Origin of the sequence: Aeromicrobium sp. JJY06, from assembly GCF_044069275.1 — a bacterium.
Taxonomy (GTDB): Bacteria; Actinomycetota; Actinomycetes; order Propionibacteriales; family Nocardioidaceae; genus Aeromicrobium; species Aeromicrobium tamlense.
Map to the genome: position 1 here is coordinate 842336 of NZ_JBIMRD010000002.1, position 26751 is coordinate 869086.

At 71.1% G+C, this 26751-nt stretch carries 24 protein-coding genes; 8 read left to right on the forward strand and 16 right to left on the reverse strand.

Features of this window, described 5'->3' with window-relative positions; translation table 11 throughout:
• The first annotated feature begins 16 nt into the window (after positions 1-16).
• Together ACGWYL_RS15625 and ACGWYL_RS15630 are read left to right on the forward strand one after the other, a co-directional pair.
• On the forward strand, positions 17-1735 hold the full coding sequence (locus ACGWYL_RS15625) for a DEDD exonuclease domain-containing protein (RefSeq protein WP_395487646.1): 1719 nt from the start codon (positions 17-19) through the stop codon (positions 1733-1735).
• Between the two features lie 21 nt (positions 1736-1756).
• Positions 1757-2035, forward strand: a complete 279-nt coding sequence (locus ACGWYL_RS15630; protein ID WP_179424080.1) for an Lrp/AsnC family transcriptional regulator — start codon at positions 1757-1759, stop codon at positions 2033-2035.
• Positions 2036-2181: 146 nt separating this feature from the next.
• Here ACGWYL_RS15630 and ACGWYL_RS15635 read toward each other — a convergent pair whose 3' ends face one another.
• Genes ACGWYL_RS15635 through ACGWYL_RS15645 form a run of 3 tightly spaced genes read right to left on the reverse strand, consistent with a single transcriptional unit; the run spans position 2182 to position 4341 of the window.
• Positions 2182-2844: a GPP34 family phosphoprotein gene (locus ACGWYL_RS15635; RefSeq protein ID WP_395487647.1), complete on the reverse strand. Its 663-nt coding sequence runs from the start codon at positions 2842-2844 to the stop codon at positions 2182-2184.
• A gap of 34 nt (positions 2845-2878) precedes the next feature.
• On the reverse strand, positions 2879-3931 hold the full coding sequence (gene trpD, locus ACGWYL_RS15640) for an anthranilate phosphoribosyltransferase (protein ID WP_395487648.1): 1053 nt from the start codon (positions 3929-3931) through the stop codon (positions 2879-2881).
• Positions 3928-4341, reverse strand: a complete 414-nt coding sequence (locus tag ACGWYL_RS15645; protein ID WP_269302656.1) for a hypothetical protein — start codon at positions 4339-4341, stop codon at positions 3928-3930. Before ACGWYL_RS15645 ends, trpD begins: the two co-directional genes overlap by 4 nt.
• 87 nt (positions 4342-4428) lie before the next feature.
• On the opposite strand from ACGWYL_RS15645, the gene ACGWYL_RS15650 reads away from it, so the two are divergent.
• The 4 genes from ACGWYL_RS15650 (at position 4429) to ACGWYL_RS15665 (ending at position 8755) form a co-directional block, all read left to right on the forward strand.
• On the forward strand, positions 4429-4971 hold the full coding sequence (locus ACGWYL_RS15650; RefSeq protein WP_269307055.1) for a heme-copper oxidase subunit III: 543 nt from the start codon (positions 4429-4431) through the stop codon (positions 4969-4971).
• A 153-nt stretch (positions 4972-5124) separates the two neighbouring features.
• On the forward strand, positions 5125-5964 hold the full coding sequence (locus ACGWYL_RS15655; protein ID WP_179424077.1) for a c-type cytochrome: 840 nt from the start codon (positions 5125-5127) through the stop codon (positions 5962-5964).
• Positions 5961-7052 carry a ubiquinol-cytochrome c reductase iron-sulfur subunit gene (locus tag ACGWYL_RS15660; RefSeq protein ID WP_179424076.1) on the forward strand — a complete coding sequence of 364 codons (1092 nt, stop codon included), beginning with the start codon at positions 5961-5963 and terminating at the stop codon, positions 7050-7052. The genes ACGWYL_RS15655 and ACGWYL_RS15660 overlap by 4 nt, the downstream gene beginning before the upstream one ends.
• Positions 7049-8755: a cytochrome b N-terminal domain-containing protein gene (locus ACGWYL_RS15665; RefSeq protein WP_395487649.1), complete on the forward strand. Its 1707-nt coding sequence runs from the start codon at positions 7049-7051 to the stop codon at positions 8753-8755. Before ACGWYL_RS15660 ends, ACGWYL_RS15665 begins: the two co-directional genes overlap by 4 nt.
• 165 nt (positions 8756-8920) lie before the next feature.
• On the opposite strand, the gene ACGWYL_RS15670 is transcribed toward ACGWYL_RS15665, so the two are convergent.
• The gene (locus ACGWYL_RS15670) at positions 8921-9703 is read right to left on the reverse strand and encodes an alpha/beta fold hydrolase (protein WP_269302660.1); all 783 of its coding nucleotides are present in this window, start codon (positions 9701-9703) and stop codon (positions 8921-8923) included.
• Positions 9704-9750: 47 nt separating this feature from the next.
• Between ACGWYL_RS15670 and ACGWYL_RS15675 the strand changes: the two genes are divergently transcribed.
• Positions 9751-11058 carry a condensation domain-containing protein gene (locus ACGWYL_RS15675; RefSeq protein WP_395487650.1) on the forward strand — a complete coding sequence of 436 codons (1308 nt, stop codon included), beginning with the start codon at positions 9751-9753 and terminating at the stop codon, positions 11056-11058.
• Positions 11059-11067: 9 nt separating this feature from the next.
• On the opposite strand, the gene ACGWYL_RS15680 is transcribed toward ACGWYL_RS15675, so the two are convergent.
• The 8 genes from ACGWYL_RS15680 to pstC form a co-directional block, all read right to left on the reverse strand.
• Positions 11068-11823, reverse strand: coding sequence for a lytic transglycosylase domain-containing protein (locus ACGWYL_RS15680; protein ID WP_395487651.1), 756 nt, complete (start codon positions 11821-11823; stop codon positions 11068-11070).
• A complete protein-coding gene (locus ACGWYL_RS15685) occupies positions 11820-12674 on the reverse strand; it encodes a phosphate ABC transporter ATP-binding protein (RefSeq protein WP_395487652.1) in 855 nt (284 codons plus the stop codon). The genes ACGWYL_RS15680 and ACGWYL_RS15685 overlap by 4 nt, the downstream gene beginning before the upstream one ends.
• Positions 12675-12748: 74 nt before the next feature.
• Entirely contained in the window at positions 12749-14596 is a 1848-nt protein-coding gene (locus ACGWYL_RS15690) for an Ig-like domain repeat protein (protein WP_395487653.1), read from the reverse strand.
• A gap of 123 nt (positions 14597-14719) precedes the next feature.
• On the reverse strand, positions 14720-15625 hold the full coding sequence (locus ACGWYL_RS15695) for a sortase domain-bontaining protein (protein ID WP_395487654.1): 906 nt from the start codon (positions 15623-15625) through the stop codon (positions 14720-14722).
• Positions 15622-18132, reverse strand: coding sequence for a hypothetical protein (locus tag ACGWYL_RS15700; RefSeq protein WP_395487655.1), 2511 nt, complete (start codon positions 18130-18132; stop codon positions 15622-15624). Before ACGWYL_RS15700 ends, ACGWYL_RS15695 begins: the two co-directional genes overlap by 4 nt.
• Positions 18129-19733 carry a substrate-binding domain-containing protein gene (locus ACGWYL_RS15705; RefSeq protein ID WP_269302672.1) on the reverse strand — a complete coding sequence of 535 codons (1605 nt, stop codon included), beginning with the start codon at positions 19731-19733 and terminating at the stop codon, positions 18129-18131. Before ACGWYL_RS15705 ends, ACGWYL_RS15700 begins: the two co-directional genes overlap by 4 nt.
• Entirely contained in the window at positions 19730-20818 is a 1089-nt protein-coding gene (pstA, locus tag ACGWYL_RS15710) for a phosphate ABC transporter permease PstA (protein ID WP_269302674.1), read from the reverse strand. Before pstA ends, ACGWYL_RS15705 begins: the two co-directional genes overlap by 4 nt.
• Positions 20815-21828: a phosphate ABC transporter permease subunit PstC gene (gene pstC, locus ACGWYL_RS15715; RefSeq protein ID WP_395487656.1), complete on the reverse strand. Its 1014-nt coding sequence runs from the start codon at positions 21826-21828 to the stop codon at positions 20815-20817. The genes pstA and pstC overlap by 4 nt, the downstream gene beginning before the upstream one ends.
• Positions 21829-21961: 133 nt before the next feature.
• Between pstC and ACGWYL_RS15720 the strand changes: the two genes are divergently transcribed.
• Entirely contained in the window at positions 21962-22537 is a 576-nt protein-coding gene (locus tag ACGWYL_RS15720; protein WP_395487657.1) for an HhH-GPD-type base excision DNA repair protein, read from the forward strand.
• Positions 22538-22540: 3 nt separating this feature from the next.
• On the opposite strand, the gene ACGWYL_RS15725 is transcribed toward ACGWYL_RS15720, so the two are convergent.
• The 4 genes from ACGWYL_RS15725 to coxB form a co-directional block, all read right to left on the reverse strand.
• Positions 22541-23731, reverse strand: coding sequence for an Ig-like domain-containing protein (locus ACGWYL_RS15725; protein WP_395487658.1), 1191 nt, complete (start codon positions 23729-23731; stop codon positions 22541-22543).
• 92 nt (positions 23732-23823) lie between these two features.
• Positions 23824-24219, reverse strand: coding sequence for a cytochrome c oxidase subunit 4 (locus ACGWYL_RS15730; protein ID WP_179424065.1), 396 nt, complete (start codon positions 24217-24219; stop codon positions 23824-23826).
• Positions 24220-24222: 3 nt separating this feature from the next.
• Positions 24223-25971 (reverse strand): cytochrome c oxidase subunit I, encoded by a 1749-nt coding sequence (gene ctaD / locus ACGWYL_RS15735; protein ID WP_269302682.1) that lies wholly within the window; start codon positions 25969-25971, stop codon positions 24223-24225.
• Positions 25971-26726 (reverse strand): cytochrome c oxidase subunit II, encoded by a 756-nt coding sequence (gene coxB, locus ACGWYL_RS15740; protein WP_395487659.1) that lies wholly within the window; start codon positions 26724-26726, stop codon positions 25971-25973. Before coxB ends, ctaD begins: the two co-directional genes overlap by 1 nt.
• Positions 26727-26751: the final 25 nt, after the last annotated feature.

Sequence of the window (26751 nt, forward strand, 5' to 3'; positions counted from 1 at the left end):
ACCTACGGTCACACCCATGGCACCGCACCAACCCGCCTTCGACGATCCCGGCATCGACTGGGGTGGCCGTCCGCTCCACGACACCACGTTCTGCGTCGTCGACCTCGAGACCACGGGCGGCTCGCCGGCGAAGGGCTCGAAGATCACCGAGATCGGTGCGGTGAAGGTGCGCGGCGGCGAGATCCTGGGCGAGTTCCAGACGCTGGTGAACCCCGACCAGCTCATTCCCGCGTTCATCACGGTGCTCACGGGGATCACCGACCAGATGGTCGTCGAGGCGCCCCGGATCGCCGAGGCGCTCCCCTCCTTCCTCGAGTTCGCGCACGGCAGCGTGCTCGTGGCGCACAACGCGCCGTTCGACACCGGCTTCCTCAAGCACGCTGCGCGCGAGCTCGACATCGCCTGGCCCGGCTTCGACGTCGTCGACACGGCCGTCCTCGCGCGGCGCGTGCTGCTGCGCGACGAGGTGCCCAACGTCAAGCTCGCCACGCTCGCGGCGCGCTTCTCCCCCGTCCGGCCCGACCACCGGGCCCTCACCGACGCGCGGGCCACGGTCGACGTCCTGCACGCCCTGTTCGAGCGGCTCGGCACGTGGAACGTGGCCACGGTCGAGGACGTCGCGTCCTTCACGTCCAAGGTCACCCCGCAGCAGCGCCGCAAGCGCCACCTCGCCGACAGCGTGCCCGACGCCCCGGGCGTCTACCTCTTCCGCGACGCCCGCGACGAGGTGCTCTACGTCGGCACCTCCCGCTCGCTGCGCACGCGCGTGCGGTCGTACTTCACCAAGGCCGAGACCCGCACCCGCATGGGCGAGATGATCGCGCTGGCCGAGCGCGTCGACACCGTCGTGTGCGCCACCGACACCGAGGCGCGCGTGCGCGAGCTGCGCCTCATCGACCGGCACCGTCCGCCGTACAACCGGCGGTCGAAGTTCCCCGAGCGCGTGTCGTGGCTGCGCCTCACCGACGAGCCCTGGCCGCGGATCTCGCTCGTCCGCTCGGTCACCGAGGGGGCCGCGACCCACATCGGCCCGTTCCGCAGCCGCCGCCAGGCCGAGGCCGCGCTGGCCACGCTCCACGACGCGTTCCGGATCCGCCAGTGCTCCGGCCGGCTGCCGATCAGGCCCAGCCGGGCCGCGTGCGTGCTGGCCGAGCTGGGCCAGTGCCTCTCCCCCTGCGACGGCGCCGTCACGCCCACCGACTACCTGTACGAGGTGTCGCGCGTCCGCACGGCGATGACCGCCGACCCGGTCGAGGTCGTCACCCACCTCGAGCAGCGGATGGCGCACCTGGCCGAGTCCCAGCGCTTCGAGGACGCCGCGGTCCTGCGCGACCGCGCGGCCAGCCTGATCCGCGCCGTGCGGCGCACGCAGCGGCTCGACTCGCTGGCCTCCGAGCCCGAGGTCATCGCGGCGGCACCACACGACGACGGCTGGCAGGTCCACGTCATCCGCCACGGCCGGCTCGCCGCCGCGGCGATCCTGCCGCGCCAGGTCGCCACCACGCGCGGCGCCACGGCCGGCTGGGTCGACACGCTGCTCACCACCGCCGAGACCGTCGAGCCCGCGCCCCGGCCGATGCCCGCCGCGCTCGTCGAGGAGACCGAGGTGCTGCTGCGCTGGCTCGAGTCGCCCGGCGTGCGCATGGTGCGCGGCTCGTGGGCCTCGGCATGGCCGGCCGCCGCACGTCACCTCGACCGCTTCGACGTCGACCTCGAGGTCGCGCGCCTGGCCTGACAGCGCGGCTAGGCTGACCCGGTGATCACCGCCATCGTCTTCGTCCAGGCCGAGGTCTCCTCCATCCCCGAGACCGGCGCAGCGATCGCCGACATCCCCGGGGTCAGCGAGGTCTACTCCGTCACCGGCGACCACGACCTCATCGCGATGGTGCGCGTGCGCACCCACGACGAGATCGCGTCGGTCGTGGCCGACCGGCTCAACAAGGTGCCCGGGGTGCTGTCCACCCAGACGCAGATCGCCTTCCGCGCGTTCAGCCGGCACGACCTCGAGGACGCGTTCAGCATCGGCCTCGACTGAGTCGCCCACTGGTGAGGCGGTGAGCTGTCAACCCTTCCCGCTCATCGCCGGTGCCCCAGCAACCGAACCCCAGTCCCATTCCGTTGACAGGTCACCGCGAGCTGCGCGGAAGGGTCGACCACTCACCGCGTGGCCTGGACCGAGGCTCACGAGGCGCCGGCGGCCGCCGCGGTCGTGGCGCCGATGATCGCCGCCGTGACGGCGGCCTCGGCACCCGCCACCGCGCGGCGTACCGCCTCGCTCGCCCAGTCCTCCGCCGAGACCTGCTTGGCGCGCGCCTTCGCGGCCCTGTGCTCCGACCGCTCCACGACGAGCCGCAGCTGGCTCACCGCCGCCAGCAGCGAGACCAGCGGGCCCGTGGTGGCGTCCGGCTCGGCGCCCTCGACCAGCACGGCGCGGACGTCGCGCACGAGCCGGACACGCCGCTCGGTGTCCACGACGTCGTGCCGGGTGACCTCGAACAGCAGCACCCGCTCGGTGCGCGAGCGCACCCGGTGCTCCTGCTCCAGGGCGGCGTAGGCCCGCTGACGCCCTTGGTGCCCCATCCGCGAGATGGCCGAGGAGATCGAGACCGGCCTGTCCTTGAGCCGCGACAGCGCGTGGTCGACGTCGGGTCGGCCCGTCGGGGTCCGGTCGAGCACCTGCACCTTCGCGCGACGTCTCTCTCCGATGGTGTCCACGCGACCCAGCTGCACGAGGTCGATGAGGTGCGCACCGGCGAACACGGCGGTCGGGTTCGAGCTCGCCAGCCGGAACGTGCCGGTGTCGGGATCGGTGGCCAGGAGTGTGAGGTCGCCGGCGATGCTCATGCCGCCACGCTATCGCCGGCCGGGACGACCGGTGTCAGGCGACGTGGCGCGAGGTCGCCTCGACCCAGCGGGCCAGGGCCGCGCGGGCGGCACCGGAGTCGATCGACTCGGTCGCACGGGCCACGCCGGCGCGCAGTCGCTCGACGAGCGGGCCCTCGGAGCCCGTGTGGGCGGCGATCGCGGCGCCCGCGTTGAGCACGACCGCGTCGCGCACCGGACCGGTCTCGCCGTCGAGCACCCGGCGGAACACGTCGGCGTTGTAGTCGGGCTCACCACCGCGCAGCGCATCGGCCGGCGCGTGGTCGAAGCCGAGGTCGGCCGAGTCGAGCACGTGCTCCTCGATGCCGTCCGGACCGGGCAGCCAGAACCGCGTGGTGGTGGTCACCGTGATCTCGTCGAGGCCGTCGTCTCCGCGGAACACCAGGGCGTCGCTGCCACGGCGCGCCAGCACCTCGGCCATGAGCGGCGCCATGCGCGGGTCGGCGCAGCCGATCGCCGACGCCGCCGGGCGGGCCGGGTTGGTCAGCGGGCCGAGGAAGTTGAAGAACGTGGGCACGCCGAGCTCGCGTCGGGCCGGGCCGGCGAACCGCATCGAGGCGTGGAAGACCGGCGCGAAGCAGAAGGTGATGCCGGCCTCGCGGTAGACGTCGAGAACGTGCTCGGCCGGCACCGTGAGGCGCACGCCGAGGCGCTCGAAGACGTCGGCCGTGCCCGACTGGCTGGAGGCCGCGCGGTTGCCGTGCTTGACGACGCCGACCCCGGCACCGGCGGTGGTGACGGCGGCCATCGAGGAGATGTTGACCGTCTTGGCCATGTCGCCGCCCGTGCCCACGATGTCGACGACGCGGTCGTCGAGGTCGAGCGTGGTGGCCTTGGCGTACATCGCGTCGACCAGGCCCTGCAGCTCGGCGGACGTCTCGCCCTTGGCGCGCAGCGCGACCGCGAAGCCCGCGATCTGGGCGCCGCTGGCGTCACCGGAGAGGATCTCGCCCATCGCCCACGCGGTGGCGTCGGCGTCGAGGTCGTGCCCGGCGAGCAGCTCGGTGAGGACGTGCGGCCAGGACAGCGCCGCGGGGTCGCCGCTCAAGGACGCGCGGCCGGGACGGCGGCACCGCGCAGCAGCGCGATGACCGACTCGGCGAGGCGGAACGGGTCGAGCGGCTGCGGGACCACCGCGTCCGCGCGCGACCATGTGGCCAGCCACGCGTCCTGCGGGCGACCGGTCAGCACGAGGCTCGGCGGGCCCTGGTAGAGCTCGTCCTTCATCTGGCGGGCGATGCCCATGCCGCCGGCCGGGACGGCCTCGCCGTCGAGGATCGCCAGCGCGATGCCCCCGGCGTCGAGCTGCTGCCAGACCACCGGCTCGGTGGCGCACTCGACGAATTCCAACGGCGGCAGATCGGGGTGCGGCCTGGTGCCCAGCGCTGCGACGACGGCCGTTCGGACCTTGACGTCATCGCTGTAGAGCAGGACACGAAGGGGCTGGTGCTGGCTCACGATGGCATCGTACATAATGAGGGCGTGGCAACTACTTCTGCGATCCCCGCGTCCCGGCTCCACGGCGTCGAGGGCCGTCCGTCCTACGTGACGGTCGGCACCATCGTGTGGCTGTCCAGTGAGCTGATGTTCTTCGCGACGCTGTTCGCGGCCTACTTCACGGTGCGCAGCGTCGCGCCGGAGCTGTGGGCCCAGGAGACCGAGCTCCTGAACATCCCGTTCGCCACGGTCAACACCACGATCCTGGTGCTGTCGTCCGTCACCTGCCAGCTCGGCGTCTACGCCGCGGCCAAGGGCAACGCGGCCGGCATGCGCAAGTGGTTCATCATCAGCTTCATCATGGGCGCCGTGTTCATCGGCGGTCAGGCCACCGAGTACGCCGAGCTGGTCCACGAGGGCCTGACGATCCAGAGCTCCGCGTACGGCTCCCTCTTCTACCTCGCCACCGGCTTCCACGGCCTGCACGTGATCGGCGGCCTGCTGGCCTTCCTGCTCGTCATCGGCCGCACCTACGCGGCTCGCAAGTTCACCCACGAGCAGGCGGTCTCCGCGATCGTCGTGTCCTACTACTGGCACTTCGTCGACGTCGTCTGGGTGGCCCTGTTCGCGGCCATCTACATCATCCGCTGACCCCTCGGGGATAGGCGGACCTAACTACACAGGCTGAGCTCGTGCCTCGCTAGTCTGAGGCGAATGCACGGGCCCTCGGAGATGGGACGAAGTCGCGACGCCGACCCCACCTCCGGTCCCGATTCTCAGATTCTCAGGAACGAGGTTCTCTCGGTGCGGAAACTGTCGACACGCCGCCGGCACCCCATGGCGCTCCTGGCGCTGCTGGCCCTGGCCCTCTTGCTGACCGGCGCGGCATACGCGACGGTCGCGCCGGAACCGGCCACCGCCGAGTCCGCCTCCTCGGTCTCGCAGATCGAGGCGGGCCGCCAGCTCTTCGTCGTCGGCTGCGCCAGCTGCCACGGCCTCAACGCCGAGGGCATCACGACCGCCGGCGACGGTGACGAGAAGGGCAACTACGGCCCCTCCCTGATCGGCGTCGGCGCGGCCGCCGTCGGCTTCCAGATGGAGACCGGCCGCATGCCGATGGCGCAGACCGCGCCGCAGGCCCCGCGCAAGCACATCGAGTACACGCAGGACGAGATCGACCAGATCGCCGCCTACGTCGCCTCCCTCGCCCCCGGACCCGCGCGTCCGTCCGAGGAGGACCTCGACTGGCAGAGCGTCGACAAGGAGGGCATCTCCGAGGGCGGCGAGTTCTTCCGCACCAACTGCACCGCGTGCCACAACTCGGTCGGCGCCGGCGGCGCCCTCCCCAGTGGCCGCTACGCGCCGACGCTCAAGGGCGTCGACGCCATCCACATCTACGAGGCCATGCTCACCGGCCCGCAGCAGATGCCCGTCTTCTCCGAGGACGTGCTGACCCCCGAGGACAAGCGCAACATCATCGCCTACGTCAAGACCGTGCAGCAGCAGGGCAACGACGGCGGCATCGGTGGCGGCGGCCTGGGCCCCGTGGTCGACGGCATGTTCGTCTGGATCATCGGCATCGGCGGGCTCACCGCGTTCGCGGTCTGGATCGGCATGCACGGAACGAGGTCGAAGAAGCGATGAGCACGGACATCGAACCCACCGGCGATCCCGTCGCCGATCCGGGACTGGCTCCCCACCAGTACCGCCCGCAGGACGTCGACGTCGACCAGGAGCGCCGCACCGAGCGCCAGATCGCCGGCATGTTCGGCGTGGCCACGCTGCTGCTGCTGGGCTTCTGCGTCGCGTACTTCACGGTCGACGCCGACACGCGCATCTTCGCGTTCGGCGACCCGAACAGCGGCAACGCCTTCGGCGGCTGGTCGGCGCAGAACTTCGCGTTCGGCACGACCCTCGGCGGCGCCCTGCTGCTGATCGGCATCGGCATCATCCAGTGGGCCAAGAAGCTCATGGGCGATCAGGAGATGGTCGAGCTCCGTCACCCGGCGCGCTCCAGCGACGAGGACCGCGCGGCCGTCCTGGCCGACCTCAACGCGGGCGTCCAGGAGAGCGGCATCGGCCGTCGTCCCCTGATCCGCAACAGCCTCCTCGGCGCCGTCGGCGCGATGGGCCTGCCCGCGATCGTGCTGCTGCGCGACCTGGGCCCCCTCCCCCACAGCCAGGACGAGACGGTGTGGAAGAAGGGCATGCGCGTCGTCAACGACGTCTCGGGCGCCCCCATCAAGCCGTCCGACCTCGAGGTCGGCCAGCTCGTCAACGCCGAGCCCGCGATCTTCTTCGAGACCGACGACGAGGGCCACCCGGTCCTGCACGGTCACGACCTGCTGGCCGCCAAGGCCAAGGCCGCGGTCATCGTCGTGCGCATGCGCCCCGAGGACATCACCCCCAAGAAGGGGCGCGAGAACTGGGGTGTCGACGGCATCCTGTGCTACTCCAAGATCTGCACCCACGTCGGCTGCCCCATCAGCCTGTGGGAACAGCAGACCCACCACCTGCTGTGCCCCTGCCACCAGTCGACCTTCGACCTGGCGGACAACGGCAAGGTGATCTTCGGCCCCGCCTACCGCCCGCTGCCGCAGCTGCCGCTCGCGGTCGACGGCGAGGGCTACCTCATCGCGGTCAGCGACTTCCCCGAGATCGTCGCGCCGAGCTACCCCGAACTCGCCCGCGATCAGAAGAACCTCGACAAGAAGTCCGGTGATGACGCATGAGCCAGAGCACCTTCACCCGGATCGAGGACTCCTCGACCGGCAAGAAGCTGGCCGGCCCGGTCGGCTGGTTCGACGACCGGCTCGGTCTGGCCGCCGCAGGCAAGAAGAACCTGCGCAAGGTCTTCCCCGAGCACTGGTCCTTCATGCTCGGCGAGATCGCTCTGTGGAGCTTCGTCGTCCTGCTGCTGTCGGGCGTCTTCCTCACGCTTTGGTTCGTCCCCAGCATGGGCGAGGTCGAGTACCGCGGCTCCTACGCGCCGCTCTACGGCATCGAGATGTCGCAGGCCTACGCCTCCACGCTCGACATCTCGTTCGACATCCGCGGCGGCCTGCTGATGCGCCAGATCCACCACTGGGCGGCTGCCCTGTTCGTGGCGGCGATGATGGCCCACATGCTGCGCGTGTTCTTCACGGGCGCCTACCGCAAGCCGCGTGAGATCAACTGGCTCATCGGCGTCGGCCTGCTCGCGCTGGGCATGGTCGAGGGCTTCGCGGGCTACTCGCTCCCCGACGACCTGCTGTCGGGCACGGGCCTGCGGTTCGTCGACGGTCTGATCCGCTCGATCCCGCTCGTCGGCTCCTACCTGGAGTTCTTCATCTTCGGCGGCGAGTTCCCCGGCGAGATCATCATCCCCCGCCTCTACATGGCACACATCCTGCTCATCCCGGCGATCCTGCTGGGCCTCATCGGTGCGCACATGCTGCTGCTCGTCTACCACAAGCACACGCAGTGGCCGGGCGCAGGACGCACGCAGGAGAACGTCGTGGGCTACCCCATGCTCCCGGTGTACATGGCCAAGGCCGGTGGCTTCTTCTTCGTCGTGTTCGGCTTCACCGCCCTCATGGGTGCGCTGATCCAGATCAACCCGGTGTGGGCGTACGGTCCGTACAACCCCTCCGAGGTCACGGCCGGCTCGCAGCCCGACTGGTACATGGGTCTGTCCGAGGGCCTCGTGCGCCTCATGCCGCCGCTGGAGACCACGTGGTTCAACCGCACGTGGACGTGGAGCGTCTTCCTCCCCGGCGTCGGTGGCCTGGGCATCCTGTTCACGTCGCTCGCCCTGTGGCCGTTCATCGAGCGCTGGATCACCGGCGACCAGCGTGAGCACCACCTGCTCGAGCGTCCGCGCAACGCCCCGGTCCGCACCGCGCTCGGCGTGGCCGCGATGACCGCCTACGCCTGCGGCTGGATCGCCGGCGGCAACGACATCATCGCGCTGAAGTTCGGCCTGGACATCTTCGCCATCACGTGGGTCCTGCGCATCGGCATCTTCGTGTTCCCGGTGATCGCGTTCATCGTCACGAAGCGCATCTGCATCTCGCTGCAGCGCAAGGACAACGAGACGCTGACCCACGGCTGGGAGACGGGCGTCATCGACCGCTCCCCCGACGGTGGGTACGCGGAGCGTCACGCCCCGCTGCCGGACTCGGCCGCTTACCAGCTCACGTCGTCGCGCGAGCGTCTGCCCGAGATCGAGGAAGTGCACCAGCAGGACGCGTACGGCGTGCGGAACCCCAAGTACCGCAAGCAGTCGCTCCGGGCGAAGCTGCGCCGCTTCTACTACGACGGCTCGGTGGACAAGCCGACCCGTCACGACATGGACCACGCGGCCGAGCACCTGGCCGGCGGCGGCGAGCACCCGGTGGAGCTCGGCGACGACTTCCAGGGCGTCTCCGAGACCGGCGTCCCGCGCGTCCACTGATCGCACCTCACCCACGAGGGCCCCGACCGCTTCGGTCGGGGCCCTCGTGCTGTAGGCGGGGAGGGTCGAGGATTCCCCTGTTCACCGGGGAATCCGTCACCCTGCGGGGAGAACTTCCCCCGCAAGGTGACGGGAAACCTCGCTCGGTGGGACGAGAGGGGCGGCTCAGGCGGTGTGGCGCGCGATGTCCGCGGCCAGGACGCCGGGCCAGCGCCGGACGTCCTCGGGCGTGTGGGCGACCTGCAGGCTCGCCTGCGGCAGGAGGTCGACGAGGGCCTCGGCCGTGGAGAGCGGGTGGGCCGGGTCGTCGATCCACGCGAGCACCGTGGTCGGCAGGTCGATCCGCTCCAGGAGCTCGGGAGCAGGCAGGTCGCTGAGCGCGGCGCCACGCAGCACCGAAGGCAGCAGCTCGCCGCGCACGTGAGGCACGGTGTCGGGATGCCCGAGGGTGGCCGGCGGCTTGGGCGCCACCCGGTCGAGCGCGAGGAACGGCTCGACCCCCTCGGTCTCGACGAGGTCGGCCAGCCGCCGGTAGTCGTCGGCGCGCGCCGTGCGGGTGGCCCACGCCGTGGGAGGCAGCAGCAGGGTGAAGCCGCTGAAGCGATCGGGCTCGCGCACGGCGGCATGCAGCAGCGTGGCGGTGCCCATCGACGGGCCCACCCCGTGCACGGCCTCGTCGGGGAACCAGAAGTCGAGCAGTCGCAGCAGGTCGTCCGCGAGGTTCGCCCAGCGGTAGTCCTCGGGCACGGGTCGGCCGCTCGAGTGCCCGTGGCCGCGCGCGTCGTAGCGCAGCAGGCGCGTGTCGGACAGTCCGCGACCGAGGTCGAGGTCGAGCAGGCGGTCACGCGAGCGGCTGGAGGTCAGGCCGTGCAGCTGCACGACGGGGTGACCGGACTCGTCGCTGAACGCCCAGGCGAGCTCGGCGTCCGGCACGGAGAAACGGTGCACGGGCTGCTCCTGAGTCGTGATGGCGGCGAGGGCAATAGGTTACTGGCATGCGACTGACGCACGTCGCGCACCTGCGCCTCCCCTTCGGGCCCCTGCTGAGTCACGACCCGATCGTGTCCGAGCCGGGCGCCCGGCTGCCCGTGTCGTTCGACCAGGCCCGCCACGTGGGCTTCGGCGACCGTCCCGGCTCGTGGATGGCGCTCGCGATGCGCCTGCCCTCCCCCGTGCCGCGCGACGACCTGGCGGCGGCGTGGTGCGCCGTCGTCCAGGCGCACGGCACGCTGCGCTCGGTCTTCGTGCCGGACGACGACGGGACGCCCGCCCTGCACGAGGTGACCGTCGAGGCCGGGAGGTGGACCGAGCACGAGGTCCTGCCGGGTCAGGCCATGAACGACGCGCTGCGCGACGTCCTCGACGCGACCTGCCGGCCGTACGCACGGCCGTCCCACCGGTTCTGCGTGATCGAGACCGCCGACGGCCCGACCCTGGTGATCGCGGCCGACCACGCCCATGTGGACATGTGGTCGTTGCTCGTCATCGCGCGCGACCTGCTGGCGGCGCTCGGGCGGATCGGCGAGGGCGAGTCGCCCGCGCTGCCTGCCGTGCCGACCTTCGCCGAGCACACCGTCGAGCTCGCGCAGCGTCCCCCGGCGCCCGACGAGATCCGCGAGCGCTGGGACCACGTGATCGAGGCCGGGGGCGGCGCCATGCCCCGCTTCCCGCTCCCCCTGGGCGACCCCACCCCCCAGCCCGAGCGCGTCGTGATCCGCGACGTCCTCGACCTGCGCGAGCTGGCCGACTTCTCGGCGCGCGCGTCGGCCGAGCGCGTGTCCACGCTGGCACTCGCGGTGTCGGCGATGACCGCGATCACCCTCGAGCTGGCCGGCACTCCCCTGCGCACCGTGTTCCCCGTGCACAGCCGCCACCAGGACCGCTGGCACGACTCGGTGGGCTGGTTCATCACGAACTCGGTGCTCGAGTCCGCCGACACCGACCCGCGCGCGTGCTCCGCCGCCGTCAAGCAGGCGATCCGGCTCGGCTCGTGGCCCCTCGCCGACCTCATGGCGCCGTGGGGCGGCATGCCCGAGCAGCCCGGCATGTTCGCCGTCTCGTGGCTCGACCTGCGCCGGCTGCCGGTGCGGATCGACGCGGCCGGCCTGGACGCCCAGTACGTCGGCGCCGCCATCCGCACGCACGGCGTGATGCTGTGGTTCATCATCGACGACTCGGGCGTCCACCTGCGCTGCCGCTACCCCGACACCCACGTCGCCCGCGCCAGCGTCGGCACGTGGCTGGACGCACTGGTCGCGCGGATGCGAGACCTGGCCGCCGACCTGACGGACGTGCAGGCCTGAGCCCGGGCCTCAGCGCGCCACCGACTCCGCGGCCGCCAGGACGGCGAGGACGTACTCGTCGGAGTGGTTGTAGGAGTGGATCGCCCGGCTCCACCCGGGGCCCGTGCGCAGGTCCTCGCCCGAGGCGCAGAGGTAGCGGGCAGCGGCCAGGGCGGCGTCGTCGAGGTCGTGCGGGTCCTCGATCCCGTCGCCGTCCCCGTCGGTGCCCCAGCGCTCCCACGTGGAGCCGATGAACTGGAAGGGCCCGACCGCGTGGTCCCAGACCGGGTCGCCGTGCCGGGCGGTCGAGGCCGCGTCGGCGGGGATGGCCGCGAGTCCCGGGGAGCCGTCGAGCGCGGGCCCGACGATCGGGACGCTGGTGCGGCCGTGCTCGTCGACGTCTCCCCCGCCGTGGCGCCCGTGGTCGGACTCCACGGTGGCGATGCCGGCGAGCGTCGTCCAGCCCACGTGGCACGCAGGCTGCTCGGACGCGAGGGTGAGGGCGGCATCGGCGTAGGCGCGCACGGCGACCCCGGGGATGCCCGTGCGCTCGGCGCTCCTCAGCACCCAGTCCGGGTCGACGCCGGAGGATCGGGACGAACCGGCGACAGGGGACGGTGCCGGCTCCACGACCTCCGCCGAGAGGTCCTGCACCCGGTCGTCCGCGATGGCGAGCGTCTCCACTCCCCCGGTCAGGGCCGCCGCGGCGACGACCGCCACCGCGGACGCGCCCGCCACGGCCACGACGACCGTGACGGCCAGCCGCAGCCGGGCGGCGCGCCTCATCCGAAGCGGCCGTTGACGTAGTCGTGCGTGCGCTGGTCCTGCGGCGAGCCGAACATCGACGCCGTGTCGCCGTGCTCGACGATGACGCCCGGCGTGCCCTGGGCGGCGAGGAAGAACGCGCACTGGTCCGACACGCGCGCGGCCTGCTGCATGTTGTGCGTGACGATCACGATCGTGACCTCCTTGGCGAGCTCGACCATCGTCTCCTCGATGACCCGGGTGGAGGTCGGGTCGAGGGCGGAGCAGGGCTCGTCCATCAGCAGGACGCGTGGACGGATCGCGAGCGAGCGGGCGATGCACAGGCGCTGCTGCTGGCCGCCGGACAGACCACCGCCGGGGGCGTCGAGGCGGTCCTTCACCTCGTTCCACAGGCCGCCGCGGCGCAGGCAGGACTCGACGAGCTCGTCGCGCGTCGAGCGGCTCGCGCGGGTGCCCGTGAGCCTCAGACCGGCCACCACGTTGTCCCGGATCGACATCGCCGGGAACGGGTTGGGCTTCTGGAAGACCATGCCGATGCTGCGGCGGACGTCCATGAGCTTGCGGCGCGGGTCGTAGACGTCGTCGCCGTCGAGGCGGACCTCGCCGGCGAACTGGGCACCGTCGACGAGCTCGTGCATGCGGTTCAGGGTGCGCAGGAAGGTGGACTTCCCGCAGCCCGACGGACCGATCAGGGCGGTGACGTGACCCGCCGGCATGTCCAGGGAGACGCGGTCGAGGACGTGGTGCCGGCCGAACCAGGCCGAGACGCCGACGGCGTGGAGGCCGGCCGGCGTGGGGCCGTCGACGGCCGGGACGACGGTGGTCTCGGTCTCGGCGAGGGGGATGACCGAGGTGTCGGTGGTGACGCTCAAGGGAGTTCCTTCGATGGGTGCCGAGGGCCGGGACGGGCTGGTGGGAGCGCCGCCCCGGCCTCGGTGAGGGGCTGTTAGCGGGTGACCTTGATCTTCAGGACCTTGGCCTTGGCGCCCGTGACGTTGCCGTTGCCGCCGTAGGCGACGACCAGGCGGTGCGTCCCCTTCTTCAGCTTCGCCAGCTTCACGGTGACCTTGCCGTTGCGGACGACGCCACGGCCGACGACCTTCGAGCCGACCTTCACCGTGACCTTGCCGGTGACCGGGACGCCGGCAGGCTTGACCGCCACGCGCAGCACGCCGCGCTGCGAGGCCTTGACCTTCGCCTTCACGAGCTTCGCGGTCACGGCGCCCCTCGCCTTGGCGATCCGGAGGGTGGCCGAGCCGCTGGCGACGTCGACCGAGGCCGATCCGGGCAGCGAGGCGGTGACGCGCAGGCTGCCGGCCGGCGTGGCGGCCGCGACCGGCACGGTGGCCGTGCCGCGCGACAGCGTGTAGGCCCGGGCCGCTCCGCCGCCGACCGCGACGCGGACGGTGCCGGTGGCCGCGGCGCCACCGACGGTCGCCTTCACGGTGACCGTCTTGGCCTTGCCGTACGGCGCAGAGACGCCGGTGACGCTCACGGCGGCGGGCGTCTTGACGACGACCTGCTGGACCGTGGACTGCGACGGGGCGAAGTCGTTCACGCGCGTCGGCACGAAGGAGGCCGTGTACTGGTGCGTGCCGACCGAGACGCCGGTGAGCGTCAGGGACGCGACCCCGCCGGACGTGAACGCGGTGCCGACGAGGACGTCGCCCTCACGGAACTCGACCTTGCCGGCCGCGGGCGCGCCGCCACCCGTGCCGACCGTGGCGCGCAGGCCCACGGTGCGCTGACCCGGCGCCGAGGCCGCGAGCGTCGTGGTGGTGACGACGGCGTCGGCCTGGTCGGAGGTCTTGAGGTTGGAGACCGGGTCGGTGACGAACTGGCCGCAGGCGCCGCCGTCCTCCGTCGAGGCCAGCTGCTCGAAGCCCGCCTTCTCGATCACGGCACGGCCGTCGGGTCCGCAGATCCAGCCGTCCTCGCCGAAGACGTTGGTGAGGCGCGCGCCCACGGTCGCGTTCGCGAGATCGGCGGTGCGCACGACGTTGTACACCGCGCGGGTGGCCTTCCAGCCGCCGAGCGCGTCGACGGTGGAGGTGATCGTGGCGCGGGCGCTGGAGAACGGCGCGATGGCGTTGGGGTCGCCCTTCACGTCGGCGTCGCTGTGCTCCTGCGTGGAGGTCGCGACCGGCGTGAACGGGATGCCGCCGTTGGCCGCGGTCAGCTGCGAGGTGAAGAAGCTGAGCGTGCCCGAGCCGGACTGCGGGATGAGCGCCTTGATGGTGCCCGGCCTGCCGCCGACCTGGCTCCAGTTCGTGACCTCGCCCTTGTAGATCTTGAGGATCTGGTCGATCGTCAGGTCCGCCGGGGCGTTCGTGGCGGTCGCGCTCACGGCCATCTGGAGGCCGTCCACGGCGAAGGCCGCCTGCTTGAGGCCGCCGGTGATCTCGGCCGGGCTGAGCGTCGACGAGGACCGGGCGAACGAGACACTCGCGTTGTTGTCCGGCGAGTAGAGGAGCTTCTTGCCCGCGCCCGAGCCGTTCGGGCGGGTGATGGCGGCGAGGCCGCTGCGCAGCGTGACCGTGGCGGGTGCGCCGTCGGCCGCGAACGACGCGAGCCGGCCCGAGGCGCGGCCGGCGTTGTAGGCGACGGCCAGGTCATGGGTGACGATCTGGGTCGTGTCCGAGCCGACACCGACCAGGTCGTCGGTGGTGTTCGGGACGAAGGTCGGATCGAAGGGGTTCACGTCGGCCGCGACGGCGGGCGACATGAGGGTCAGCGTCGAGCCGACCACGAGGGCCGCACCGGCCGTGATGGCCGATACACGGTTTCGCTTCATCGGGGGTTCCCTTTCCTCGAGCCGGCGATCTGCCGGGTCTCGTGCGGCACGCTATGAGTGAGTGCCCCGGACTCGGGGCGCTTGCGGTGAACGGCAGGTGAAACCCGGAGGGCCATCTGGCGCTCACACCAGGTTCGGCAGCAGGCTCATGCCGAGATCGGTTGCGATCCAGGCCAGGGCCACGACCGGGGCGGACAGCAGGACCCACGCCCGGGCGCGCCCGAGCCGGGCTCGGGCGTACGTCGCGACGCCGGCCAAGACCCCGAGACCGGCCAGCACGAGCGCCAGCAGCGGCAGCACGGCCGTGTCGCGCCCCATCGGCTGCTCGGCCGCGGGCACGGACGTCATCCGGGCCGGACCGGCCTCGTGGGGCGTGGAGACGAGCTCGGCGTCCACGTAGATCACGGCCCCCGGGGACAGCGCGGCCAGTCGGCCCTGACCCTCGGCGCCCACCAGGACGAGGCGTCCCTGCCCGGGGACGAGCGGCTGGGGCAGCGGGTCGCCCGCGCGCCTCACCCCGCTCACCTCGTAGGCGGCACGGCCCTGTCCGGTGACCGTGGTGATCGTGTCGCCGACCCGCAGGTCCGCCAGCCCGCCGAACGGCGCGCCGAACGTACTGCTGCGGCCGTAGACCACCGAGGTGCCGGGCTGGCCCGGCAGGACCGTGTCCCGCCGGTGACCCGGTCCGTCGAGCGTCTGGCTCGAGGCGGTGCCCTCGACGACGACCTCGCTGATCCCGTGCCGCTTCACCGTCAGGGTGGACACCGCGGTCCCCGGCTCGATCACTCCCCCGACCGGGGCGGTGGCCGAGGCGAGGTCCGTGCGGAATTGCGCGTAGAGCACGTGCTGGGCGCGGTCGTGCGCGACGCCGCCCAGCACGAGCAGCTGCAGCACGACCCAGGCGCACACGACCGCGACCACGGTCAGCGCCTCGGTCACCATCGCGATCTCGGCCGGCAGCGCGACCGGCTGGGCGGCGACCCGCGGCTTGGCGCGCCGTCCCGGCACGCGCACGCTCCAGGCGCTCACCGGCGTGCCCTCGCCGTCGCGATCCCGCGGAGCACCGGTCCGACGGCGGCGGCCGCCAGCCCGACGCACAGCAGCAGCGGCAGCAGCATCCGGCCCGAGGTCGACGTGATCGCCCCGGTCGGCGCGGTCTCGACGAGGGTCACCTTGGTCGCCCCGGACGCCTTGACCTGCTCCTCGGGGACGTCGCCTCCGGGTGCGGAGACAGGGGCATCGGAGGACCCTCCTCCACCGCCGGACGGCGGAGACGCGCTGGGGGTCGTGCTCGGTGCCCTCTCCGGCCGCTGCGCCGCGATGAGGTCGGCGGCGTGCCGTGCTGCGTCGTACAGGCGCTTCGTGACGCCTGTCGCGACGATCGGGACGTAGCCCGCGGGCAGCGTGCCGTTCGCCGACCCGGGACGCTGGCCCTCGGTGGTGGCCACGCGGATGAACTGCGCCACGTGCTTCGCGTCCTTCGCGGCCAGGCCGCGCGTGCGCGCCACGGTGTAGACGATCATCGTCCCTGGGTACGCCTTCGGTCGCTTCGCCAGCGCCTTCGGCGTGATGGCGAAGGCACCGGTGGTGCCCTTCACCTCGGTGGCGGCCGCCACGGCCGCGGCCATCGACGACGGCGTCGGCGCGACCCACGTGCTCGCGGAGGTGCGCACGGCCGCGGTCCTCAGGCCGAGTCGCTCGGCGTCGCCGAGGCTCACCACGCCCAGCATGAACCTCGCGCCGACGCCCTGGCGGTCCGCCCGACCGAACTTGTACGGGTCGGAGCTCGAGGGTCGCTCGCACTTCGTCTGGACGTTCGGCCACGCGTCGAGCACGGCCTCCGCGATCGTGCGCAGGCTCGACACCGGCGCCGCGAGCTGGGTGAGGTACGGCGTGCTCAGCTGCTGCTGGCAGTCGAGGTCGTACTCGGGCACGAACGTGTCGAGCAGCGGCCACTCCGCCACCGGCAGCCTGATCCGCCGGTAGCTCGGGTTGACGACCATGCCCCACGGGTCGGCGGTGCCGTTCACGAACGCGCGCGCGTCCGCGTCGGCCGCGATGTAGGACGTCAGGGACGTCATCACGTCCGAGGACTCCGAGAGCGACAGCACCGTGGCGGCCGCCTCGCGCGTCGTGGTGTCGAGCCCGGGGTTGAGGGCGATGAACTCCGGATCCTGGTTGAGCGACTGGGGGTTGCGCCCCATCCCGGGGTGCTGGGCCCCGTAGGCCGATCCCGTGTACGACTGCGTGAGCAGCTTGACCAGCAGGCGCGGTGTCAGGCGGAGTCGCTCGTACTCCCCCGCGTTGTCCGGCCGGTCGATGACGTACGAGATCGCGAACCCGGTGACGGCCGTCGGCGCGTAGGCCACCGGCGTCTCGTCCTCCTGCTCTCGGCGACCGGACACCAGCGCCGCGGGCGCGACGTTCTTCTCCACGAGGGCGAAGGCGGCCTCGTCGGACATCCGGTTGTGCTGGAACTTGAAGCGCTTCTTCGACAGGCAGTAGGCCGGCGCCCACTGCAGCGCGGCCTGGGACATCAGCTCGGAGCCGTAGAAGGCCGTGGGCGCGCGCGAGTCGAGCACGTCGCACACGTTCGGCGCGGTGCCGAACGTGACGGGGACCGTGATCCGGTTGCGCCAGTTCGAGCCGGCCCACCAATAGCCGGCGGACACGGCGTCGTCGACGCCCTCGCCGGCGAAGTTGCTGGAGCCGGGCGCGAACCGTCCCGTGCGGGTGCACTCGTCGTCGCCGTCCACGCAGCTCAGCCCCATGATCGGGATGACGACGATGGAGCACGCCACGGTGTCGCTGCAGCCCAGCGACTCGTTCTCGGTCGCGGTGCGGACCTCGAAGCTCACCGAGCCGGTGCCGTCGGTGTCGGTGAAGGCGGCCTGCTCGGCGGCCGGGAGGGCCGCGTCCACGGCGGCCTCCGGAGCCATCGTCTCGGCGCTGCACGACGTGTACGTCTTGCCGCTGGCCGCCACGAACGGCACGGCGTGCGCCGAGAAGCTCGGCACGTCGTCGCACCCGCTCGTGGGGAACGGCTCGATGCCGCTCTTCTGCTCGGTGTCGCCAGGCCTGGCATGCAGGTCGCGCCGCCAGATGGCCTGGCGGTCCGACGTGGAGCGGAAGCGCTGCTGGGCCGTCGAGGTCCAACACGTCTCGGGCGAGACCCGCCGGGCGGCCGGGAGGCCCGCGTCGTCGCGACCACGGCACTGCAGGATGACCACGGGGTACTCCTGGCGCAGGCCGGCGGCACCGAACGGGCTGGCAGCGCGCCCGCCGCTGGGGTGGGCTCCCTTCCAGCTGACCCGCACGCGCTCGCGGCCGCGCAGGTTCTCGGTGTGGTCGACGCTGACCGTCACGCGGCGCTTCTCCACCGAGATCGTGTCGCCGTCGTCCTCGAAGGCGCGGTCGACCTCCTTCGTCCGGGTGAACGCGGAGCTCGGGGCGGCCTCGGCGTCAGGTGCCGCGGTGACGGGCAGGCCGGCGGCCAGCACCAGCAGGGCGGGCAGGAGCAGCATGAGGCGCTTCATCGGAGGTCTCCTCGCCGGCGCAGGAGCGCCGCCACGATGCCGGGGATCAGGACGATCGCGAGCAGCTCCAGGACCGCCACGGTCCCGAAGACCCGCGAGTCGCCGGGCCGCGACGAGGTCAGCTCGACCGGCACGGCCTGGGCGCTCCCTCCCACCTGGCCGGACGCCTGGACCGCGTCACCCGTGACGGGGTCCACGGCACCGCCCTCGGGCGCGGTGTCGACCGCGCCCGACGGGTCGGTCCCGGCGCCCGCCGGGGTGTCCGAGGCGGCCTTGTCCGTGCTGGACTTCTGGGCCTCCTCGAGCGTGGTCGGAGCCGATCCGGTGCCACCGTCGCACGGGCCCGCGCCGACCTTGTCGCACGCAGCGGGCTTGGGCGCGATCTCGGCGAGCTTGTTCTTCGACAGGTCACCGGCCACGAAGGTCGGGTTGTTGCACGACTTCACGTCGCGCCCCGCGATCTCCACCCTGGGGTCGGCGGTCTTGAGGCGCTTGAGCTGGTCGAAGCCCGCCTTCACGAGGTTGAGCGGCAGCGGCGAGTAGCCGTACGCGCCGGCCTTCGACTGGCCCTCGCACAGCGAGTAGTACATGAAGTCCGCGAGCGTCTGCCGCTTGGTCGTCGACATCCGCCGGTCCGACGCGCCGGTGGGCAGCAGCATGTAGGAGTACGAGCTCAGCGGGTAGGCTCGCGGGTCCTTCGCGTTGTAGACGCCGTCGAGGATCTGGGTCAGGTAGTCCTGCGAGCCCTTGTCGGTGTTGATCCGCGCCTTGGTCAGCGCCACGGCCACGTTGTACTGGGTGGGCTCGACGAAGAAGCCCGCCTCGTTGAGCACCTTCACGACCGGGAACTTCTTGTTCACCGGGTACGAGTACTCGACGTAGCCGATCGTGCCGTTGCCCGCGGCGCCGGCGATCGTGTTCATGACCTGGTCCGAGCCGGCCGCCGCGATCGTGTCGCCCCGGCGCGGGTAGTACGACGTGAGACCGGACGTGCCGAAGAACCCGCGCCAGACCTTGGGGTGCTGGGCGTCCATCCAGCGCGTGAACTGCGCCGTGGTGCCCGAGCCGTCGGAGCGGACCACGGGGATGATCTTGAGCGAGGGGAGCTTGCGCCCGTTGTTGTCCTTCGCGATCGCCGGGTCGTTCCAGTTGGTGATCTGATTCGTGAAGATCTTGGCCAGCGTGTCGCCCGACAGCCGCAGGTTCTTGACCAGCTTCCCGCCGACGCGGATCTGGTAGGAGAACGCCGTGCCGCCGGCGATGATCGGCATGTACGCGAACTCGCGGCTGCCCGCGGTGTCGGCGTTGCCGCTCTCGTCCTTGCCCTGGTACGGGATCTCGGTGATGCCGAAGTCGGTGACGTGCTGGGCGAACGCCTTGCGACCCTGGGACGAGCCGCCGCCGTTGTAGGTGACCTTCATGCCGTTGGCGTTCACGTCGGCGATCCACTGCTGGACGATCACCTCCGACCAGGTGGAGCCCGAGCCCTCGATCTGGGCGTACGCCGCGTGGGCGGGGCGGATCGACGACAGCGTCACGATCGTGAGCGCCGCCAGCACGAGGACCAGGCGGTTCCGCGTGCGCAGGGGGGACAGGGTCATCGGGATCCCTTTCGAGGACGGGCGAGGCGGCGGGCGATGGCGAACAGCACGAGCACCAGCAGGAGGAGGACGGTGGCGGCGGCGAAGGCGCGCTCGATGTACATCGGCTCGCCGCTGCGCACGGTCGAGTAGATGAACAGCGGCAGCGAGTTCATCACGCCGTCGGTGGGGTCGAGCACGAGGAACGAGGCGGCGCCGGAGGTCAGCAGCACCGGCGAGGTCTCGCCGATGCCGCGGGCGACGCCGAGGATGAGCGCGGTGGCCAGGCCGGGGCGTGCCGTGGGCAGGACGACGTGCCAGACCGTCCGCCACCGTGACGCGCCGAGGGCGAGGCTCGCCTCGCGCAGGCCGCCCGGCACCACCCGCAGCACGACGTCGGCCGCACGGGCGATGATCGGCAGCATCATGACACCGAGCGCCATGGCGGCCGCGAAGCCCGACCGGTCGATCCCGAGCGCCACGATGAGCGTCGTGTAGATGAACAGGCCGGCCACGATCGAGGGCAGCGCCGTCATCGCCTCGACGACCGTGCGGACGATGCGCGCGTAGCGCCCGCCCACCTCGGTCATGAACACGGCCGTGCCGATGCCGAGCGGCACCGTGACGAGCACGGCGATGCCGACCTGGATGAGCGACCCGGCGATCGCGTGCAGGATGCCGCCGCGGTCGAAGGAGTCCCGCGGGCCGACCCCGGACATGTCCTGCGTGAGCAGCGAGAGGTGGAACAGTGCCTCCGCGCCGCGGTAGACGATGAACGCCACGGTGGAGAGCAGTGCGACGGCGACCGTGAGCGCCGCGACGTGCACGAGGGCCGCGACGACCCGGTCGACGACGACGGGCCGCGGCTCGGTCATGGCGGTGGCCACCGCGAGCACGGCGAGGCCCGCGACGACGGTCGAGAGCACGAGGGGCAGCAGGCCCGTCCACGGCAGCAGCCGCGCGTTGACGATCCACGCCAGAGCGAAGCCGGCGACCCACGAGCCGATCTCGACGAACCGGTCCTCGGACGTCACGGTGGACAGGCGGCGGGTGCCGGTGGGCGGCTGGGGCGTGGCCAGGTCGGGCCGGGCGATGGTGGTGCTCATGCCTCGGTCCCCGCTCCGGATCGGCTCCGTGAGACCAGGACCGCGGCGGCCGTGTTGATGACGAGCGTGATGACGAACAGGACGAAGCCCGCCGTCAGCAGGGCCTGGAGCTGGCCGCCGCTGGCCTCGCCGAACCGCCCGGCGATGAGCGCCGAGACGGTGTTGGTGCCGATCTCCAGCACGCGGGGCTTGAGCTCGAACGCCGGGGAGATGATCAGCAGGACCGCGATGGTCTCACCGAGGGCGCGGCCGAGACCGAGCATCGTGCCACCGATGATGCCGCCCCGCCCGAAGGGCAGGACGACCGAGCGGATCATCCCCCAGCGGGTGGCGCCGAGGGCATAGGCGGCCTCCCGCTCCCCCAGCGGCGCCTGGCTGAACACTTGGCGCATCACGGCGCACGCCATCGGGATCACCATCATGGCCACGGCGAGGCCGGCGATGAACGCCGACGCGGTGTAGCGGCTCTGCTCCCAGATCGCGGCCTGCGGATCGGCCTGCACCTCGAAGAACGGCAGGAAGCCCAGGTACTCGTGCAGCCAGCGGGCCACCGCGCTCGCGTGCGGCTGGAGCAGGAAGAAGCCCCAGAGTCCGTAGATGATGCTCGGCACGGCCGCCATGAGGTCGACCATCGACACCAGCAGGCCGCGCAGCCGCGCCGGCGCGTACTCGCTGATGTACAGCGCCGTGGCGAGCGCCAGCGGGAACGCCACGACGAGCGCGACGGCCGCGACCGAGAACGTGCCGACCAGCACGGCACCGATGCCGACGACGTCCGCGTCGGGCTCCCACTGCGTCTCGGTGAAGAACGAGGCACCGTAGTGGCGCAGCGTCGGCACCGCCTGCAGCGCGAGGAACAGGCCGATGCCGCCGGTGATCAGCAGGACGGTCGTCCCGGTGGCCCTCATGGCGACGGCGAAGACCCGGTCGGCGCCGGCCTGGCCGCCTCGGATCGTGCGGGGGACGTCCGGTGCGTCGGACGACACCCGGGTGGGCAGGACCGTGGTCACACGACCTCCAAGCTCTCGACCCCGAACAACGACGGCTGTGACTCTAGGGACGCTGCGGCGGAGAGATGAGCACCTGCGATGAACGCGGCATGAACGTTGGGAGGCACCTCGGTGGGGATGCGACGATGGGGCCATGAGCCTCTCGATCACCGGTGATGCCACCGCCGACCAGCTGCTGACGGACGACCCCTTCGCCCTCCTCGTAGGCATGCTGCTCGACCAGCAGATCGCGATGGAGGCGGCCTTCTCCGGGCCGGCGAAGATCCTCGAGCGCGTCGGCACGCTGGACCCGGCCGAGATCGCCACGCAGGATCCTGAGGGCTTCGAGGCCGTCTTCCGGCAGACGCCCGCCGTGCACCGCTACCCCGGCTCGATGGCCGGGCGCGTGCAGACGCTCGCGGCCGCCGTGCGCGACGAGTGGGGCGGCGACGCCGCGGCGATCTGGACCCAGGGCTCCCCCGACGGCGGCGAGGTGCTCAAGCGGCTCAAGGCGCTGCCCGGCTTCGGCGAGCAGAAGGCCAAGATCTTCCTGGCCCTGCTCGGCAAGCAGTACGGCTTCGACGGCGCCGGCTGGCGCGAGGCCGCCGGCGACTACGGCCAGCCCGGTCACCGCAGCGTCGCGGACATCACCAGTCCCGAGTCGCTGGCGAAGGTGCGCGAGTTCAAGCGCGAGCAGAAGGCGGCGGCGAAGGCGGCGAAGGCGCGCTGAGGCTCAGGCGTCCTCGGCGTCCGCGCCCAGCGCGGAGCCCTCGAGCCACTCGTCCCACGAGCGGTTCCAGTCGGTCCACCCGTTGGCGGGCTCGAGGCGACGCGGGCTGCCGACGTAGCTGACGATGTCGCCGCGCTTGCTCTGCGCGAACACCCACGCGGCGTCCTTCGTGCTCATGCCGACGCAGCCGTGGCTCACGTTGGCGTTGCCCTGCGAGGCGGCGGACCACGGGGCAGCGTGGAGGAACTCTCCCGAGTTCGTCACGCGCATCGCGTACTTGACGCCCTTGAGGTTGTAGTAGTTCGGGTCGTCGGAGTCCACGCCCGTCGTGGCCGCGTCCATGTCGATCGAGCGGTGCTTCTCCATGATCACCTTGATGCCGTTGCGGCTGCGGTGGTCGGCGTCGCCGGTGGAGACCGGGATCGTCCGCCGGGTCTTGCCGTCGATCTTCACGGTCATGCGGTGGCGCCGCGTGTCGACGACGCTCACGACCGAGCGACCCACCGTGAACTCCACGTGCTGGTCCTGCTGGCCGTAGATGCCGTTGCCGGCGTGGACGCTGTTCAGGCCGAGGTCGACCGTGACCTTCGTGCCGGGCTTCCAGAACTTCTTCGGCCGCCAGTGGGCGGTGTTGTCGCTGAGCCAGTACCAGCCACCGTCGGTGGCCGGCTGGGCGGTGACCTTCATCCGCTTCTCGAAGGCGGCCCGGTCCTTGACCGCGATGTCGAAGCTGACGATGACGGGCATGCCGACGCCGACGGTCTCGCCCTGGAGCGGGGCCACGGCCGGGTACGTCTGCTCGTCGAGGCTCAGGGCTCGCGTGGTGAACCGCGAGGTCTCGGTGACCTGCCGGCCGTCGTCACCCGTTCCGGAGGCGGTGAGCACGTAGGTGGTGGCGGGCTCGAGCAGCTGCCCGGCGGTCCAGCGGACACCGTGCACCTCGCCGGGGATCGTCGTCGCGCCGTCGGCGCTCGCGAGCGTGACGTCGGCCAGCTGGCCGTCGAAGCCGTCGACCGTGACCACCGAGTCGACGGGGACGTCCGCGGCACCGTTCTCGACGCTCGCGGTGATCGTCAGCGGATCCTTGGCCTTCTCCTGCTCGGCGGGGTCACCGCTGCCGCCGCCACTCGTGCACGACGACGCCAGGACCATCACGACCAGGGCACCCACGGCCCGCATTCCCCACCTGCTCACGCCTGGAAGTCTAGGCAATCGCACCCCACGGCCCGGACAGCGAAACGCCCCCGGTGTCGGAACACCGGGGGCGTGAGGTGCGGGGATCGGGCTCAGTGAGCGTGGATCCCGCGGTAGTACTCGAAGATCCAGCCGCAGACGCAGATCGCGCCGAACGGCAGGGCCAGGATGAACATCCACCAGCCGAAGACGACGCCCAGGACCAGGAAGCCGAACGACATGGCGGCGAACAGCGGCCACCAGGAGAAGGGCGGGAAGAAGCCGAGCTCGCCGGCGCCCTCCGCGATCTCACCGTCGAGACGGTCCTCGGGACGCTCGGGGATGGCCTTGGCCACGAACCACAGGTAGAAGCTGATCATGAAGAACAGCAGCATCGCCATGATCAGCGCGACCGTGCCGGTGACCTCGTGCGCCACGGCCCAGTAGACCGGGGTGACGATCACGAAGAAGATCGCGCAGCTGAAGAACAGCCAGAATTCCTTGCGCATCGATCACTCACCAGCCTTGGGGTTCTTGCCGCCGAGCGCCTCGCCACGACCCTCGAGGTCGGGGGTGTCGGCCAGCGGCTCGTTGGCGTCGGGGTTCTGGGCCATCTCCAGCTCCACCACGTCGGGGTGGTGCAGGTCGAAGGCCGGGCTCTCCGAGCGGATCCGCGGCAGCGACACGAAGTTGTGACGCGGCGGCGGGCTGGACGTGGCCCACTCGAGCGTGCGGCCCCAGCCCCACGGGTCGTCCTGGCGGACCAGGGGCGACTTGCGGGACTTCCACACGTTGTAGATGAACGGCAGCGTGGAGGCACCGAGCAGGAACGCACCGATCGTGGAGATCTCGTTCAGGCGGGTGAAGCCGTCGCCGGGCAGGTAGTCGGCGTAGCGACGCGGGAAGCCCTCGACGCCCAGCCAGTGCTGCACCAGGAACGTCAGGTGGAAGCCGACGAACAGCAGCCAGAAGTGGATCTTGCCCAGCTTCTCGTCGAGCATCCGGCCCGTGATCTTCGGCCACCAGTAGTAGTAGCCGGCGAACATCGCGAACACGACCGTGCCGAACACGACGTAGTGGAAGTGCGCCACGACGAAGTAGGTGTCGGAGAGGTGGAAGTCCAGGGCCGGCGAGGCCAGGACGATGCCGGTCAGACCACCGAAGAGGAAGGTCGTGAGGAAGCCCAGCGAGAACAGCAGGGGTGTGTCGAACGAGACGGACCCGCCCCACATCGTGCCGATCCAGTTGAAGAACTTCACGCCTGTCGGCACGCCGATCAACAACGTCATGAAGCTGAAGAACGCCAGGTTCACCGCTCCGGTGACGAACATGTGGTGGGCCCACACCGCGGCCGAGAGGACCGCGATCGCCAGGGTCGCGCCGACCAGACCGACGTAGCCGAAGACCGGCTTGCGGCTGAAGACCGGCAGGACTTCGGTGATGATGCCGAAGAACGGCAGGGCGATGATGTAGACCTCGGGGTGACCGAAGAACCAGAACAGGTGCTGGTACATGATCGGTCCGCCCGTGGAGGGGTCGAACACGTGCGCCCCGAGCATGCGGTCGGCGCCCAGCGCGAGCAGCGCCGCGGCGAACACCGGGAACACGATGATGATCAGGATGCTGGTGACCAGCGTGTTCCACACGAAGATCGGCATCCGGAACATCGTCATGCCGGGAGCGCGCATGCAGAAGATCGTGGTGATGAAGTTGACCGCGCCCAGGATCGTGCCCAGACCCGACATGTACAGGCCCATGACCCACAGGTCGCCACCGACGCCGGGGCTGTGGATCGAGTCCGACAGCGGCAGGTAGGCGAACCAGCCGAAGCTGGCGGCGCCGCCGGGGACGATGAAGCCCGAGACGGCGATCAGCGAGCCGAACAGGTACAGCCAGTAGCTGAACATGTTCAGGCGCGGGAACGCGACGTCGGGAGCACCGATCTGCAGCGGCATGATCATGTTGCCGAAGGCGAAGAACAGCGGCGTCGCGAACATCAGCAGCATGATCGTGCCGTGCATCGTGAACAGCTGGTTGTACGTCTCGTCGCCGACGAACTGGCCACCCGGGCGAGCGAGCTCGGCACGGATGATGAGCGCCAGGATGCCACCGAAGATGAAGAAGAAGAACGTCGTCACGGCGTACATCTGACCGATGACCTTGTGGTCGGTGGTCGTCAGCAGCGTGAAGGCCTTCGTCCCGAGGGAGCGCTCCCTGACGGGTCGGCGCGGTTCGGACGCGTCGAAGGTTGCGGTGGCCATCAGTCCTCCGGTTCGCTCTCGCCGCTGGCGTCCAGCCCGGCGACGGTGTCAGCTGTGGTCGAGCCCTTCGGATCGCCGACCTGGCCGGCGGCCTCGAGCTCGGCGAGGTGGGCGCGGTACTCCTCGGGGGAGACGACCTTGACCTTGAACAGCATGCGGGTGTGGTAGACGCCGCAGAGCTCGGCGCAGCGACCGGTGAAGGTGCCCTCGCGGTTCGGCGTCATCGTGAATGAGTTGTTGCCGTCCTTGCCGGGGATGTTGCCCGGGACGACGTCCATCTTGAAGTAGAACTCGGGGACCCAGAAGGAGTGGATGACGTCCGGCGAGATGAGCTCGAACTTCACCGACTCGCCCTTGGGCAGCCACAGCTCGGGCAGGTTCGCGGTGTCACCCTGGTCGAAGACCGACTCCCCACCGGGGGCGCCCTCGAGGTAGTTGAAGGTCCACTGCCACTTGCTGCCGACGACCTCGATCGTGTGATCGGGGTTCTCGACCTCCTCGAGCTGCGCGTTCTGCGACTCGACCGTGTGGAAGAAGAACACCGCGACGATGATGACCGGGGCGATCGTGTACAGCGCCTCCAGCGGGAGGTTGTAGCGCACCTGGACCGGCGCGGGATCATCGGCGTTCTTGCGGCGGTAGCGGATGGGCGCGTAGAGGATCATGCCGAACACCAGCAGGAACACCACGAGCACTGCGATCCACGTACCGAGCCACAGGTTCCACATGTAGATGGATCGGTCAGATCCGGCCACGGGGAGCGCGAGTCGGTTCAGGTCC